Raw genomic sequence first — 13001 nt, 5'->3', positions numbered from 1 at the left:
TGGATAGCACGTTCTGCAAGTTCGCTATCTGCCTTGACAAACTTAGCATAATGAAAATAAGCGTCAACCAACATCATATAGGCATAGCTGCCATGGCATTCTAACAACTCATTACAATGCTCAATAGCTCCAGTTAATAATGCCCGACCTTCGACCTCATCACGAAACATAGCCCGAGCAATCCTTGTGTAGAGATATTGATTATAACGCTGAGTTGCATGGATGGAGTTATAGTTCATGGCATGCTGGATAAAGCGTAATTCTTCATGCGAAAAATCATTGGCAAAAGGTACTTTTTGCAACTCTTTTCGCACCAATTGAGACTTATGAAAAAAAAAGGCCCCTCGCAATAAATCAAAACTACTTACCGTTTTGGGTGGTGGAAAAAAAGATACGGGATTTTCTTTAAATGCAGACAAGAGACGCCCTAATTGTGAAAAACGCGCACTCCATAAAGAATGGTAACATTCCTTTTGGCATAGAAACTCAAAAAGCTCACTATTCTCACTACCATTAATAATGAATGCAAGCTCTTTTTGTCGTGCAATATTAGTCATAAATTGTGATTCATTCTCCAAATTAGCTTTTAACTGACCTAAAAAACCATTTACGGGAGCTGATAGCGCTAATGTGGCTTTTAAGTTAGTGAAATTCAGGAATCTATGCGGCATGGCATCACCTTATTTATATTTCCTCAGGTAATATACAGATTATCATTTTTTGGTGATTTTTCATTTTCTTTTTCAGAGAACTTTCTTTTTTCCTCAAAAAAAGTTCTTGCCCCATCCATAAGTTTTTTGCCACTAATCGGTGGTATCGCAAATAAAAAACACATATCGTCCAAAAAAAAATTTAACTTAATTTGCTTAATTAACATAGAAAGGGTTTCATCAGGAAGGCCTTTTTTATACTGCGACATTCGACTAATAAAATACTGGGAGAAATCCTCTGCAGTGTACTGACAGACCCATTTATTTTGTTCTTGAAAGAGACGAAGCATTACTGAAATTTCAAATATGTAAGCATTTTTTTCGCTATTTGCTATTCCTGCAACAACATTAAATGCATGTCCTGTCTCATGAATAATAATTCCAGTATGAAGCAGGGAGTCAGAGTCCAATACAGCTTTTCTTATCGCCAGGGTGCGATCTTTTACCCAATGTCTATTTTGAGCAATTCCTGTAATTTGGTGTAATGCAAACGTTTTCACATTAACAAATATTGCAATATTATCTCGTCCAATTGCGGAGGCATCCTGTCCTTCTATCCAATCTAAATAGAGCTCAGGAATAACCACAGAGTTTTTTGCAACATGAGCCATTCCTTCCAGAGCTACTTTACCACAGATCTCGATAAGAGCCTGAGCTTCTTCTTCTTTCATTTATTGCTCCTGCAAAGGTACCCATACATCAAAGAAATAACAATTCAGTTTTTTTGTCAAGCTTTTTATACAACCAGATTTCTTTTCATGCAGACATTATGGTTTTGCATTGAATTGATTGAAGGATTAACCCTAAACCTTTAATATAAAATTTTTTCATTGATTGGCTTGATTTTGATTCCTAATATTAAATGCACATCGTATCTAAAATTGCCTGGTGATTTTTACGAAATCATCAATCCCACCCCCATTTCTAATCCTTATTTCGTCAAATTCAATCATGAATTAGCTTCTTTTCTTGGCGAACCCAATACTTCTCCTTATACGGAACAAGAGGCCATAGCCATTTGTGCAGGAAACAAGGTTCCTGCTCACCTTAAAAGTATTGCCTTAGCTTATGCCGGGCATCAATTCGGCTACTACGTTCCTCTTTTAGGCGATGGTCGTGCTGTCGTGCTTGGTGAAATTTGCAGTAAAGATGGAAAACATTGGGATATTCAATTAAAAGGTTCAGGAAAAACCATTTTTTCACGAATGGGAGATGGTAGAGCGCCTCTGGCTGCGGTATTAAGAGAATATCTGATCAGTGAAGCCATGCATGGTTTAAACATTCCAACAACCCGTTGTTTAGCCGCTATTGCCAGTGAGGATCGCATTTACCGTCCAAGTGGTCTTGTGCCCTTAGGCGTACTCACTCGTATCGCCTCCAGTAGTTTACGCGTGGGCTCCTTTGAATATGCTGCCGATCAAAAAGATAATCATTTACTAAAATGCCTGGCTGACTATGCACTGGAACGGCACTTCCCTGCTCTGTTACAGCAAAAAAATCCTTACCTTGAATTATTTAAAGCGGTTGTCGAAAGCCAGGCAAGCCTCATGGCTGAATGGATGGGGGTAGGTTTTATTCATGGCGTTATGAATACAGACAACATGACCATCTCCGGTGAAACGATCGATTATGGACCTTGTGCGTTTATGGATGAATTTGACATCAATACCGTATTTAGCTCGATTGATGTTAACGGTCGTTATGCTTTTGGCAATCAAGCTGCAATCGCACACTGGAATTTGGCCAGACTTCGTCAAGCCTTGCTGCCTTTGTTTCAAAATACCGATGAGCAAGCACCAAAACAACTACAAGAGATTCTCGATTCATTCACCAAACGTTTTCATTATTACTGGGATAACAAGATCCGGACAAAACTTGGATTACTAGAAGAAAATGAGCAAACATTAGAATTAATTAAACGATTCTTCATCTTATTGCAGCAGCACAAACCCGATTTTACTAATACTTTTCGTCTCCTGAGTTCAGCAATTGATTCTGAGCAGCAGCAAGAACACTTAATACAAATGCTAGGAAATCAGGAACTGAGCAAGCAGTGGGTCTCCGATTGGTTGTCCTATATAACACAGCAGGATACTAAAGTACAAAAAATAAAAACCATGATGGAACAAGTAAATCCTGCTTACATTCCTAGAAACCACTTAGTCGAAAAGGCAATTAAAGATTTTATTGAAAAACACGACCAAACGTTAATGGACACTCTTTTATCAGTACTTAAAACACCTTACCAACAACAAGAAAATACCACACAACTACAATCATTGCCTTTAGCTCATGAACGTGTTTTACAAACATTTTGTGGGACATGAATTACACAGTTATTTGCGCCTCAGAGCCAAGATTCAGAATAAGAACTCACGTTAAGTTAAGACAGTTCTTACTCTACTTTTTGCTCCATTCGGACTGAGGCGGGATATGCTCTGTCCCGATTTCTTATCCATAACTGACGTTAAATTATTGACATTTTCCTCGCAAATCAATATCCCAAACATCAACAACCCGGTTATTTTCAACAATAAAAAATTGATCAAATAAATTAATCGTCGGATCGCAATGTGGAACGATTAACTCTAAAACCTCACCGCAGAGGGGTAATTTCGTACCAGCTACGGCGGTAATTTTACCATGTTCATCACCAAAGCCTCCCCAATCATATTCTAATCCCTGATGACTAATAATCCGAGGCTTGTATGTTTGATCCACATAAATCGCTTTCGTTCCTGCATCAACGGTAACGTGTTCTGCGCGATGAGTACTGATCACGGTAGTGAGAAGAGTCATTGCTGGTTTAAATACATCAAATTGCTTCATGCTCTCTTTTGCACCAATCGCGGCATATTCCACATCCATAACAGCATAAGAGCCTGGCTGAATTTCAGTGACTCCCGTTGCCTCAATATCAATATCGTAAGTGCCTGTCCCCGTTCCGGTTAATATAGGGCAATTTAAACCTTGCGCCTTAAAACAGCTCACCAGCTCACTGGCCATTTGCATGGTAGATAATGATTTTTGTCGACGTTCGTTAAAGGACGCTATATGTTGTAAATTCCCTGCATAGCATTGTATTCCCATCAGTTTTAACCAAGGTAATGCACTAATTTTCATCGCAAAATTTAAAGCATGTTCTGGTTTAACGCCAGTACGCCCTATTCCAGAATCCACATCAACCAACACATGAATCATCTTTTGACACGATTCCCCCGCATGATTTAAAGCCAGGATATTTTCTTCATTATCGACAACAACTAGAGTAGCAGGCGCTGTTTCAATGCACGCCATCAGCCTGGTAATTTTATTTTTTGTCACTATTGGCGAGGTGATCAATACATTGGGAATTCGGTTCTGAATAAGAACTTCGGCTTCCGAAATTTTAGCAGCACAGACCCCTATAGCCCCATAATCAATCTGTAACTGTGCTAACTTAGAGCACTTATGGGTTTTGCAATGAGGTCTGAGGTTTATCTTATTTGTAATTACGTGTTGCCTCATAACATCCAAATTAGATCTTAGAATGTCTTTATCAAGGACTAAACACGGCGTGTCTAACTCTATTTTTTTTAATCCTATTGCTTCGTTTAGCATTCGATTCCTTATATTAAATACAATACGCTATGCAGAGTGCTAGCTTAACAAACTATTTACCGAAAATATGCTCTACCGGTTCCTACATTTTTCATATATTCTCTAAATGACTAATCAATTTCATAGGGAGTGGATAATGCAAGCTGGTGCGTTAAAAAAATTTGTCATCAAACTAAAAAACCGTATTGAGTCAGAAAAGCATTCTGAAGAAGAAATCAACTGTGTTACCAGACTAACTGCACTACTTTGTACACTCGATGATGAAGAAGAGCTTACGTCCACCCAAATACATCATCCGGATGTATATCATGAGTTAAAAAATCTTTACGCGCATTTGGGTAATAAAGAATTAGAAATAACAGAGCTTCTGCCTTTACTTATTCGCAGTAGTCGCATGTTAGGTTATGCAGAACAACAAGAACTAGGTGAGTACCCTCTTGGAAAATTGGATAACAAAATAAAAGCAAAAAAAATACAAGAAAAAGAAAAATTAGAAGACATAATATTTCTGTTAAGAACCATTTTTTATTTAATTCATCGGTATTGTACGACGGAACAATTAGCATTACTGCCTTTCTTAATTCATTTTCGCACGTCGACTACTGATGAAGAAAGACGATCTGAATTAGCAATCTTTAATTGCCTCAATGAAAACATCACGGAGAGCCTTAAGTTTTTTCTTGCTCATAAATATTATACCAATATGAGATCGCTTAAAGAGTGTGACGAATTAAAGGCCGTAAGCAAATTAATCCCATCAAAACTTCAAGACTTTATTGCGGCAACAGATGAACATCAAAGAATTTATATTTCTCTTCGGCAGGTAGTAATGAAGCAAACACCTGATGAACTGGATGAACTATTGCATTTATTAGAAACAGATTTTACCCAGCAAAAAGATCAGTCCTATATTGGTGCACAGCAATTTGCCCATACAATAAAAAGACTCATGCCTCCCCTAACACAAAGAGAAGCGAGGTTACTGCATAATACCTCTTTTTTCTTTAGTTTAGAGCACTATAAAATAGACAGTAAGACAGATCCACATTTTAGACATAGCCTCATCTCGCCTTCTACAGAAACAACGCAAAGTACTGTGGAAAAAAAACAACTATCGATTCGAGGAATAGCGGTAAAATATAATTTTTTTGAAAAACTCGCGTTAAAACAAGGGCGTTTAAAAACTTTAGTTGAATCTTATGAAACACAAACGGAACATTCAACTAATAATGTATAAAACCTAAATCCATGAATCTTCTTCCCAGGCTATTCAAAGTGAATATAGCCTGGAAAAAATCTTCATACAAAATACAAGGCAGCAAACTAGTGGTTCATTCCTTGCCATCTCTTGAAAATACAATTCGATTTAATACAAAGGTAATTGGCAGCAAAAGAATGACAACAAGTAATGGTGCATAAGTTACTGAAAATCCAAAACGCACCAAAAATGCTAAAAAAGCAGCGCCGATTAAGTATTGCATTAGATAGATTAGCGGGAACTTTAAAAAGGTCTGCACTGATATAGATTGTTTAAACACCATACTGTTCATAAAATAAAGAGCAATGACTGAAATACTATAAGAGATTAAATAAGCATATTGATAATTGATGAATTGATGTAATCCCACATAAAGAATAAACATAATCAGGGTACTTAACCCCCCCGATATGGCGAAACCCAAAATTTGTTTCTTTACAACCTTACTGCTCAGTTTCATTGGACCTATTCCTATTGGTTGCCAAGGTAGCATGCGAATCCGCTAAATGCCTATTTATCTTAAAATACATTATCTAAAATACCAGTATATTTTTTTACCTAATTTGCAAAAATTGGTCTATATTAAAACATATTAATCCAATCATAAGTTATTTAATTTCAGTTGTTTTCTCAAATAAAAGCAAGAAAAAACAACTGCATTAAATTACAAGCCAGTGCCACTTTTTTTAAGGTGTATTATGAATAATGCTAACATTGCATGGGTTCTTATGTCTTGTGCTTTAGTGATGTTAATGACACCCGGTTTAGCCTTCTTTTATTCTGGATTAGTCCCCGAAAGAAATGCATTGAATACGATTAAAATGAGTTTTATTTGTTTAGCTATTATCCCGCTTGTATGGGCTATTGTTGGTTATTCATTGGTTTTTAGTGAACATAATCAATGGATTGGCAGCTTACGATACGTAGGTTTGGCTCATATAAATGAGGCCAATAAAGCTGTGAGCACAATTCCCCCTCCTCTTTTTATGTTATTTCAAATGATGTTTGCCATCATTTCCCCTGCAATCATTTCAGGGGCCTTAGTTGGTCGTATGAAGTTTGTTGCCTATTTCTTATTTGTAACATTTTGGAGTTTACTCGTATACATTCCCTTAGCCCATTGGGTTTGGGGCGTGAATGGATGGCTAGCACAACTAGGGGCGATTGATTTTGCGGGTGGCATTGTAGTGCATATTAGTGCAGGTTTTTCTGCTTTGGTTGCTGCGCTTATTTTGGGGCCAAGGATTAAATCACGTCGCCAGAACGATATGCCACATAATATTCCGTTCGTAGTTCTTGGTGCATCATTATTGTGGTTTGGCTGGTTTGGTTTTAATGCGGGCTCTGCTTTAGCTGCTGATAATCTTGCGATTAATGCCGCAATTACAACCATGTTAGGAGCAAGTTCTGCAGTAACCTCCTGGACTCTATTCGCTTGGCTAAGAAAAGCAAGGCCATCGGCTGTTGGTGCTTCAGCAGCTGCAGTAATTGGTTTAGTAGCGATTACGCCTGCTTGTGGTTTTGTTACCCCGATGGGAGCCATTGCTATTGGCAGTATTAGCGCCATCGTCACGCAAATAGTTTTGCTGCATTTAAATTATTTTAAGAAAATAGATGACACTGCCGATGTTTTTGCCTGTCATGGAGTTGCGGGGGTGATAGGCTCATTATTAACCGGTGTATTTGCTACAACAAGCGTTAATCCAGCGGGCAAAAATGGAGTATTGTATGGAAATTACACGCTATTATGGAATCAAACCATTGCCGTTTTTATAGCAATCACCATTTCGGTAGTGGGTACTGGGTTAATTTTATTTTTATTGCGCAAAATAATGAACATTCGCACTACGCCCAAAGAAGAAATTCAAGGCATTGATATTATTGAGCATGGAGAAAAAGCATACGATCATTCTTAAGCCATTAAGACTGATTTTGTAAGCTGGATTGTTAAAAAAAACCTTCTAGCATGAGGCATAAACGTCAGATTATCTAATATCGCCTCGCTCCATTCGGGCTAAGGAACTGCGTTAGCACTGTCTCAAAACCTTGCGAGTCTTTGGCACCAAGCTTCGACGGTATAAATGCCGCCGCTTCAGCCCAAACGGTTCTGGAGAGGCTCAAGAACTTTTTGCCCTAGCTTAATGCCTATACATCAAGGGATGAAGAGAATGTTCTTGGCGACTTAGAAAAGAGTGCAAAATCAAAGCATTTTCTCATAAAGGATTTCTTGCAATAAAGCTCCGCCTTCGTAAAATTCTTCCAATTTAGTTGAGCTCGTTGCAGTAAAACCCAATGCTTCATAAAATCTGCGTGCTTGATTATTAGCTTCTAAGACCCAAAGACCTACTTTTTTATATCCCAGGGCAGTTAGCTCAGAGAGTGCCGTTAGACATAATTTAGTGCCTAACCCCATACGCCAATAATCTGGATGTAAATAAATAGCACTAATTTCGCCCATTAAAGGCTCAGCATTTACACCACGAAATGGGCAGATACTCGCAAAACCAACTGCTTGATGATCAATTTCAATAAGTAACACATTTACTTCTTGCTTGAGAAGATCTTGCCATTGCTGCGTGCGTTCTGTTAAAGATAAATCTTTTAATATAGTTTCTGGAATAAACTCACTATACATCTTTTGCCAAGAGCGAATATGAATTAAAGCAATCGTCCCCGCATCGTGTACTTTCGCCATCCTTATCTTTGGAGTTACATTTTTAGTCATAATAAAAAAGTCTGTCGCAAAAAATGTATTATATCATCATTGAGGTAAGCAACCCATCTCTGTATTTATATAAATTAAAAACAGTACCCTCTCAACTTCAAACCCTAATCAATTTTTGGAAATTTAATAATAAAATGCGTGTATTCACCCATCTGCCCTTGGCAAGAGATAACGCCTCCAGCAGCCTTCATCAGTAATTTGCAATAAGCCAAGCCAATACCCGTACCTCCTTTTCGTTCAGAATAAAAGGGTTCAAAAATAATGTTCGCTTTTTCTGAAGAAATTCCCTTGGCTGTATCTCGAATATGTAAGTAATTAAAATTATCCTTATCATTTCCTTCACTTAACCAAACAGATATTTCGCCTTTACCTTCCTTATCAATGAAATCAAAACTATTGTTTAATAAGTTCCACAAAAGATTTCTAAATGCTATTTTTTCGATCCAGATTGAATAATCGCATGGCAAGTCTAGATTAATTAATTCGCGTTGATTTTTTTTAAAGGGATAATCATCTAAAGCCTGTTTCAATAGTTCCTTAACGGAATAAAAACAGAATTTATGCGTATCAAATTTATCATGTCGAATATTGTTCAACTGAGTGCTAATAAGCTGATTTACACTATCAATACAGCGCTCAATTTTAGAAATTGTCTCATTTAAACCTGTTTTCACTGCCGATTCATCAAGTGCATCAACCATCGTGCGCTGCATATTGGCCTGCAAATAAATACTCGCCAATGGGGTTCGTAAATCATGAGCCAAACTTCCAGCAAGCAAGCGCATTCCAGCAATTTTTGCAGAATAAATTAACTCTCGATCTCGAGCAAACAAAGCACCAATAATAATCGCCGCAAGAAAGGTTACTCCTAAGCCAAAGAAGGAAACATCCCCAGGAATATATTTTAATGATTTAGCCGCAACACCTAAATAGCAAAATAAAGCCAAACCACAACCTAGTATGAGTAAAATGAGTGAATCAATGGCATTAGTAACCAAAAAAAGGAAAAAAGTAGCGGACATGCAATTCATCAGCCACAGAGTCGAGCCATCATTAAGTAAAGTCAAATAAGCAAAAAAGAATGGGAGACAAAATAGTAACGCAAGGTACCAGACAAAAGGTAATAATTGCAGATATTTAATTGACCAAAACTTATGCAGGGCTAATGCAGCACATAGAGCCGTGGCGATGAGCCGTAGAAAAAACTCTTGATTTACATGAAAGCTTTGTAACTTCCACAGTATCCCAAAAAGTGGAAAGTTAATCATCATGACAATTCCAAATAAGGTAATCTGATGACTTGCCTCAACAGTTTTGTCCATTAAATAGTTATATAAAACAAAGGACCATTTTTTTATAATGCGCATTAACACTTATTATTTACTCCACCTGTAAATGAAACATCCTAACGCCACTAATAAGAAACTCTAGCCCCATATGTTATCAATTGCCGCATATCTATAAAGTTCATTCTAAGGAAAAAATCTCCTCTGACAGTTGTTGCCACATTTGCACTTGATGCGAATAAATAAAATCAAATGCTGCTTTAATTTTCTCACTGGAATGTTCCCAAATGGGTAATAACCGTTCTATCACCGCACCAAAATGTTCCACATAGGAATGCACTCTGAAGAAAATCATTCCTGGCTGCGAAATATTTAATGACTCAGCACAAGCAGTAAGATAGAAATAATCAATATTATCCAATCGTTCATAAGCTGCAAAAGCAGCAATTTGTTTGTCTTCATCATGAGCAGCGAGCCAAGCAAGATGCCCTTTATTAAATTTTCTTGCAAAAGGCAAGTAATGCGTTTCATTAACAATTTCATCGTGAATATCGACACCGCATTCGCTAGCAAATAAAGCATAGAGTTTTTCATGAGAAAATTTATCTCTCCCAACCTCTTCAGTAATATTTTCTAAGATAATCATTTTGGTCGATTCATCTGGAGCGAAGTTTGCGACATACCACATGAAATTAATGAAATGTCCACGCAAATGATAAAAAATGGCGGCGAAGAGCTTTTTTTGCTGTTTATTCCAACACGACGTTTTGTTAATGTTAAACAAAGGAATAGATGCTAATTGTTTACGATACTCATTGTCTGCTTGAGTTAAAAATTGATTGAATGTTAATGGTAGAGCTATTCTATTTTGCATATTAATTCATTTCAAAGTGATAAAAGATAAGGTCTTATAATTCGATTAAAATAACAAAATGTTTTTAACATAACTTTATAATAGAGAGGAAGTAAATGATCTTCCTTGATATTTTGATATCAATCAAATTGATTAATATTTTAACATATGTTTCATTAAATTTAAAGTGACCGTCAAACCCAAACAATATCACTAAGTTTAAGCACTCATTTCAGAAAAAACTACAATTCTGTTTCTGCCACTTTTTTTTGCAAGAAATAAAGCCTTATTGGCTCTAAACCATCAAAGACAGATGAATTAGATGTCTCTGATGGTTTATTAATACTAATTTTTATTGAACTACATAATTTTTATTTTGGCTTATCATGGCATCCTGACTGTCAGGAGAATCCTTAAAGAGACTCACTTTTCCAAGCACTTTTAGCGAATTATGTATCCCTTGCCCGAGCCGTTCTTGATTAATTTTCTCAATAACTGTTCTATGTGCTTGCTCTATTGTTGGTAATTCATGCAGTGATTTTAGTTTAACCTTCTCTATTGTTTGGGTTACATCAGGAACGGTCTTGTCATCAAGAGATGCTCCCGCCAATTTATCAACCACTGACGTACTTGCTCTGGTGCCGGGTAATAAAATATTAGGAGCCACTGGTTCCATTTTCCTATTAAGAATAGCTACATCATGCGATTGCTCCTCCATCGCAAGTAAATGTACCGTGAAATTGGCCTGTTGAATGCACTGCTTTAGCTCTCTAATGATCCGCAAAAATTCATCCATATTATTCGGCGTGTGCTCTAAAGCCTCCATGAGATCATATTCATAGTCACGACACAATTCTTCTAATTGGCGAATAAAAAGATAATTATCTTTATCAACCAAATCATGATCTATTTTTGTATAATAATTCCTAATGACGTGCTGAAATTCATTAGTAAATTGAATCATTAACATCAATGCATTATGTGACGAGGACTTCTCTTTAATATAAGGAGCATCATTAACCAAGATATCCGCCAATGAGCCTAATAATTGTAAGGCACTTGTTAAACCACGCTCGCTCGTTTCTTTATCGATTTGCCTTTCTATTTTCCCATGGGGAGCAACTAATTTGCATAAATTCTCCGTTAAACAAATCGATGCATCACGTAATACCTTGAGCCGGGGAGTGTACGAATCACGCCAAACCCGATGATATTGATTTTTTAGTTCACCTAAATTGTATTGATCACTCGGATCATGAGCATAGGTAGTGGCATTTTCATGCACAGCCCAGGCATAAATTTTTCTATATAAAGAAGGATTTTCATAAAGCTCGATATTCGTTGCCATAAGAGAAATGCCAAAACCATTGTTTTCACACCCCATGTAAAACACCACAACCCGATATAAATTATGATAATGCTGGTGATACAGAGTCATCATGAAGTTAACAAAAGTATCTTTATCGGTTTTTTCGTTGCATAAAAAAGGAAATTCCTCTTCGTATTTTGCACGCAAAGAATGATTCAAAGAGGTATAATCCAAGGTCATGTCACCAAAGATATCAGTCAAGCGCCTCCGTAATAACGTGGGTTGATAGGTCAATAATATTTTTAAAGCGGCCAGAACCTTTTGTTCTTGAGCAACTGGATCACCCGCTAACCTTACAAACTGTTCTGGATCGGCATAGACCTTAGATAGAATGCTCGGCAAAATTGTGGAAAGAATTTTTTTTTGTACGATCTCAGGTAGCACTGAAGTAATACTTTCCTGACCTGGATGTGTGTAAGTGGGCCAATGATAGGGGGTAAAATCTTTAACACAGGGAAAGCGCTCATAATCACGCTCGGTTAAATTAACCCAACTTTTTTGCGGTATGATTCCTGGTCTGGCCTCTTTCATGTAAATAACAAACCAATACCAAAACATACTAAAATCAATATCTCCATCCAAACCAAGATTATGTGGATGAGGATTATCATCCCAAAAAAACCAGCGTGCTAACAAAGTTTCCATAACATTATGTTCAACAAGCATTGCCTTACTAGGAATAGCCTGTTCTTTTGCAGAATTATCAGTCGGTTGTTCTTCAGAGGAGAAATGAAAGGATTCAAAATTCGGAGGTGCGATGAACACAATACCGGTTATATTATCATGTTCATCAAATACCAGATATTCTTTAGCTGAGCGGCTCCCCTGAAAAGATGTTTTAAAAACAGCAGAACCAGCGCTTATTTTAGCCAATAATTTTGGAAAATGCCCCTCAGGATCTAATTTTATATAAAAACCACTCTTGAGCTCGTTGTGTCCAATAAAGCGGACATACCAAGTTTCACTAGAACTATTACCAACAAGCTTTTCCTTTATTAGTGATTTTTCTCTCAGTGACTTTTTGGGAATTCGCATATCTAATCTCCTGAATCAATCCTTGGTTCTGCAAGATATTATTTTGAATAAAAAGAAGTTGATTTTTCTAGGGTCTGTTGATATTTCGCTAGATTGAGCCCAAATAGTAGAAATATCAACAAATCCTAGACCGAAAAAAATATAGTCTTATCTTGTATTAAATTG

At 36.9% G+C, this 13001-nt stretch carries 11 protein-coding genes; 3 read left to right on the top strand and 8 right to left on the bottom strand.

The features are described 5' to 3' along the window. Both LDG_RS02655 and LDG_RS02650 read right to left on the bottom strand, forming a co-directional pair. A partial coding sequence (locus tag LDG_RS02655) for a DUF5630 domain-containing protein (RefSeq protein WP_040534241.1) occupies positions 1-671 on the bottom strand: 671 nt, incomplete at its 3' end. A 23-nt stretch (positions 672-694) separates the two neighbouring features. Further along, positions 695-1381: a hypothetical protein gene (locus LDG_RS02650; protein WP_006869577.1), complete on the bottom strand. Its 687-nt coding sequence runs from the start codon at positions 1379-1381 to the stop codon at positions 695-697. A 174-nt stretch (positions 1382-1555) separates the two neighbouring features. Here LDG_RS02650 and LDG_RS02645 point away from each other — a divergent pair, with 174 nt between their 5' ends. After that, the gene (locus tag LDG_RS02645) at positions 1556-3037 is read left to right on the top strand and encodes a protein adenylyltransferase SelO (protein WP_233491401.1); all 1482 of its coding nucleotides are present in this window, start codon (positions 1556-1558) and stop codon (positions 3035-3037) included. A gap of 145 nt (positions 3038-3182) precedes the next feature. Here LDG_RS02645 and LDG_RS02640 read toward each other — a convergent pair whose 3' ends face one another. Beyond that, positions 3183-4310 carry a DSD1 family PLP-dependent enzyme gene (locus LDG_RS02640; protein ID WP_040534240.1) on the bottom strand — a complete coding sequence of 376 codons (1128 nt, stop codon included), beginning with the start codon at positions 4308-4310 and terminating at the stop codon, positions 3183-3185. Positions 4311-4446: 136 nt separating this feature from the next. Here LDG_RS02640 and LDG_RS02635 point away from each other — a divergent pair, with 136 nt between their 5' ends. Further along, positions 4447-5547 (top strand): hypothetical protein, encoded by a 1101-nt coding sequence (locus LDG_RS02635; RefSeq protein WP_006869574.1) that lies wholly within the window; start codon positions 4447-4449, stop codon positions 5545-5547. A 94-nt stretch (positions 5548-5641) separates the two neighbouring features. Here the strand turns inward: LDG_RS02635 and LDG_RS02630 are convergent, their stop codons facing one another. Next, the gene (locus LDG_RS02630; protein ID WP_050805506.1) at positions 5642-6028 is read right to left on the bottom strand and encodes a GtrA family protein; all 387 of its coding nucleotides are present in this window, start codon (positions 6026-6028) and stop codon (positions 5642-5644) included. A gap of 238 nt (positions 6029-6266) precedes the next feature. Between LDG_RS02630 and LDG_RS02625 the strand changes: the two genes are divergently transcribed. Further along, positions 6267-7484 carry an ammonium transporter gene (locus LDG_RS02625; RefSeq protein WP_006869572.1) on the top strand — a complete coding sequence of 406 codons (1218 nt, stop codon included), beginning with the start codon at positions 6267-6269 and terminating at the stop codon, positions 7482-7484. 284 nt (positions 7485-7768) lie between these two features. Here the strand turns inward: LDG_RS02625 and LDG_RS02620 are convergent, their stop codons facing one another. The 4 genes from LDG_RS02620 to LDG_RS02605 form a co-directional block, all read right to left on the bottom strand. Next, the gene (locus tag LDG_RS02620) at positions 7769-8293 is read right to left on the bottom strand and encodes a GNAT family N-acetyltransferase (protein ID WP_040534238.1); all 525 of its coding nucleotides are present in this window, start codon (positions 8291-8293) and stop codon (positions 7769-7771) included. 104 nt (positions 8294-8397) lie between these two features. Then, the gene (locus LDG_RS02615; protein ID WP_040534287.1) at positions 8398-9660 is read right to left on the bottom strand and encodes a sensor histidine kinase; all 1263 of its coding nucleotides are present in this window, start codon (positions 9658-9660) and stop codon (positions 8398-8400) included. Positions 9661-9760: 100 nt separating this feature from the next. Further along, complete coding sequence (locus LDG_RS02610; RefSeq protein WP_006869569.1) at positions 9761-10453, bottom strand: iron-containing redox enzyme family protein; 693 nt, start codon at positions 10451-10453, stop codon at positions 9761-9763. 331 nt (positions 10454-10784) lie between these two features. Further along, positions 10785-12836 carry a hypothetical protein gene (locus LDG_RS02605; RefSeq protein WP_006869568.1) on the bottom strand — a complete coding sequence of 684 codons (2052 nt, stop codon included), beginning with the start codon at positions 12834-12836 and terminating at the stop codon, positions 10785-10787. Positions 12837-13001: the final 165 nt, after the last annotated feature.

It is taken from the genome of Legionella drancourtii LLAP12 (assembly GCF_000162755.2).
In the GTDB taxonomy this organism is placed as follows: domain Bacteria; phylum Pseudomonadota; class Gammaproteobacteria; order Legionellales; family Legionellaceae; genus Legionella; species Legionella drancourtii.
The sequence above is the reverse complement of the archived record's forward strand: the minus strand, read 5'-3'. Positions and strand labels throughout refer to the sequence as shown.

What these genes read in the sequence shown, in the direction of transcription:
- LDG_RS02620 (WP_040534238.1), bottom strand. Translation starts at nt 8,293, where the DNA reads ATGACTAAAAATGTAACTCCAAAGATAAGGATGGCGAAAGTACACGAT.
- LDG_RS02610 (WP_006869569.1), bottom strand. Translation starts at nt 10,453, where the DNA reads ATGCAAAATAGAATAGCTCTACCATTAACATTCAATCAATTTTTAACT.
- LDG_RS02650 (WP_006869577.1), bottom strand. Translation starts at nt 1,381, where the DNA reads ATGAAAGAAGAAGAAGCTCAGGCTCTTATCGAGATCTGTGGTAAAGTA.
- LDG_RS02630 (WP_050805506.1), bottom strand. Translation starts at nt 6,028, where the DNA reads ATGAAACTGAGCAGTAAGGTTGTAAAGAAACAAATTTTGGGTTTCGCC.
- LDG_RS02625 (WP_006869572.1), top strand. Translation starts at nt 6,267, where the DNA reads ATGAATAATGCTAACATTGCATGGGTTCTTATGTCTTGTGCTTTAGTG.
- LDG_RS02635 (WP_006869574.1), top strand. Translation starts at nt 4,447, where the DNA reads ATGCAAGCTGGTGCGTTAAAAAAATTTGTCATCAAACTAAAAAACCGT.
- LDG_RS02640 (WP_040534240.1), bottom strand. Translation starts at nt 4,310, where the DNA reads ATGCTAAACGAAGCAATAGGATTAAAAAAAATAGAGTTAGACACGCCG.
- LDG_RS02605 (WP_006869568.1), bottom strand. Translation starts at nt 12,836, where the DNA reads ATGCGAATTCCCAAAAAGTCACTGAGAGAAAAATCACTAATAAAGGAA.
- LDG_RS02615 (WP_040534287.1), bottom strand. Translation starts at nt 9,660, where the DNA reads ATGCGCATTATAAAAAAATGGTCCTTTGTTTTATATAACTATTTAATG.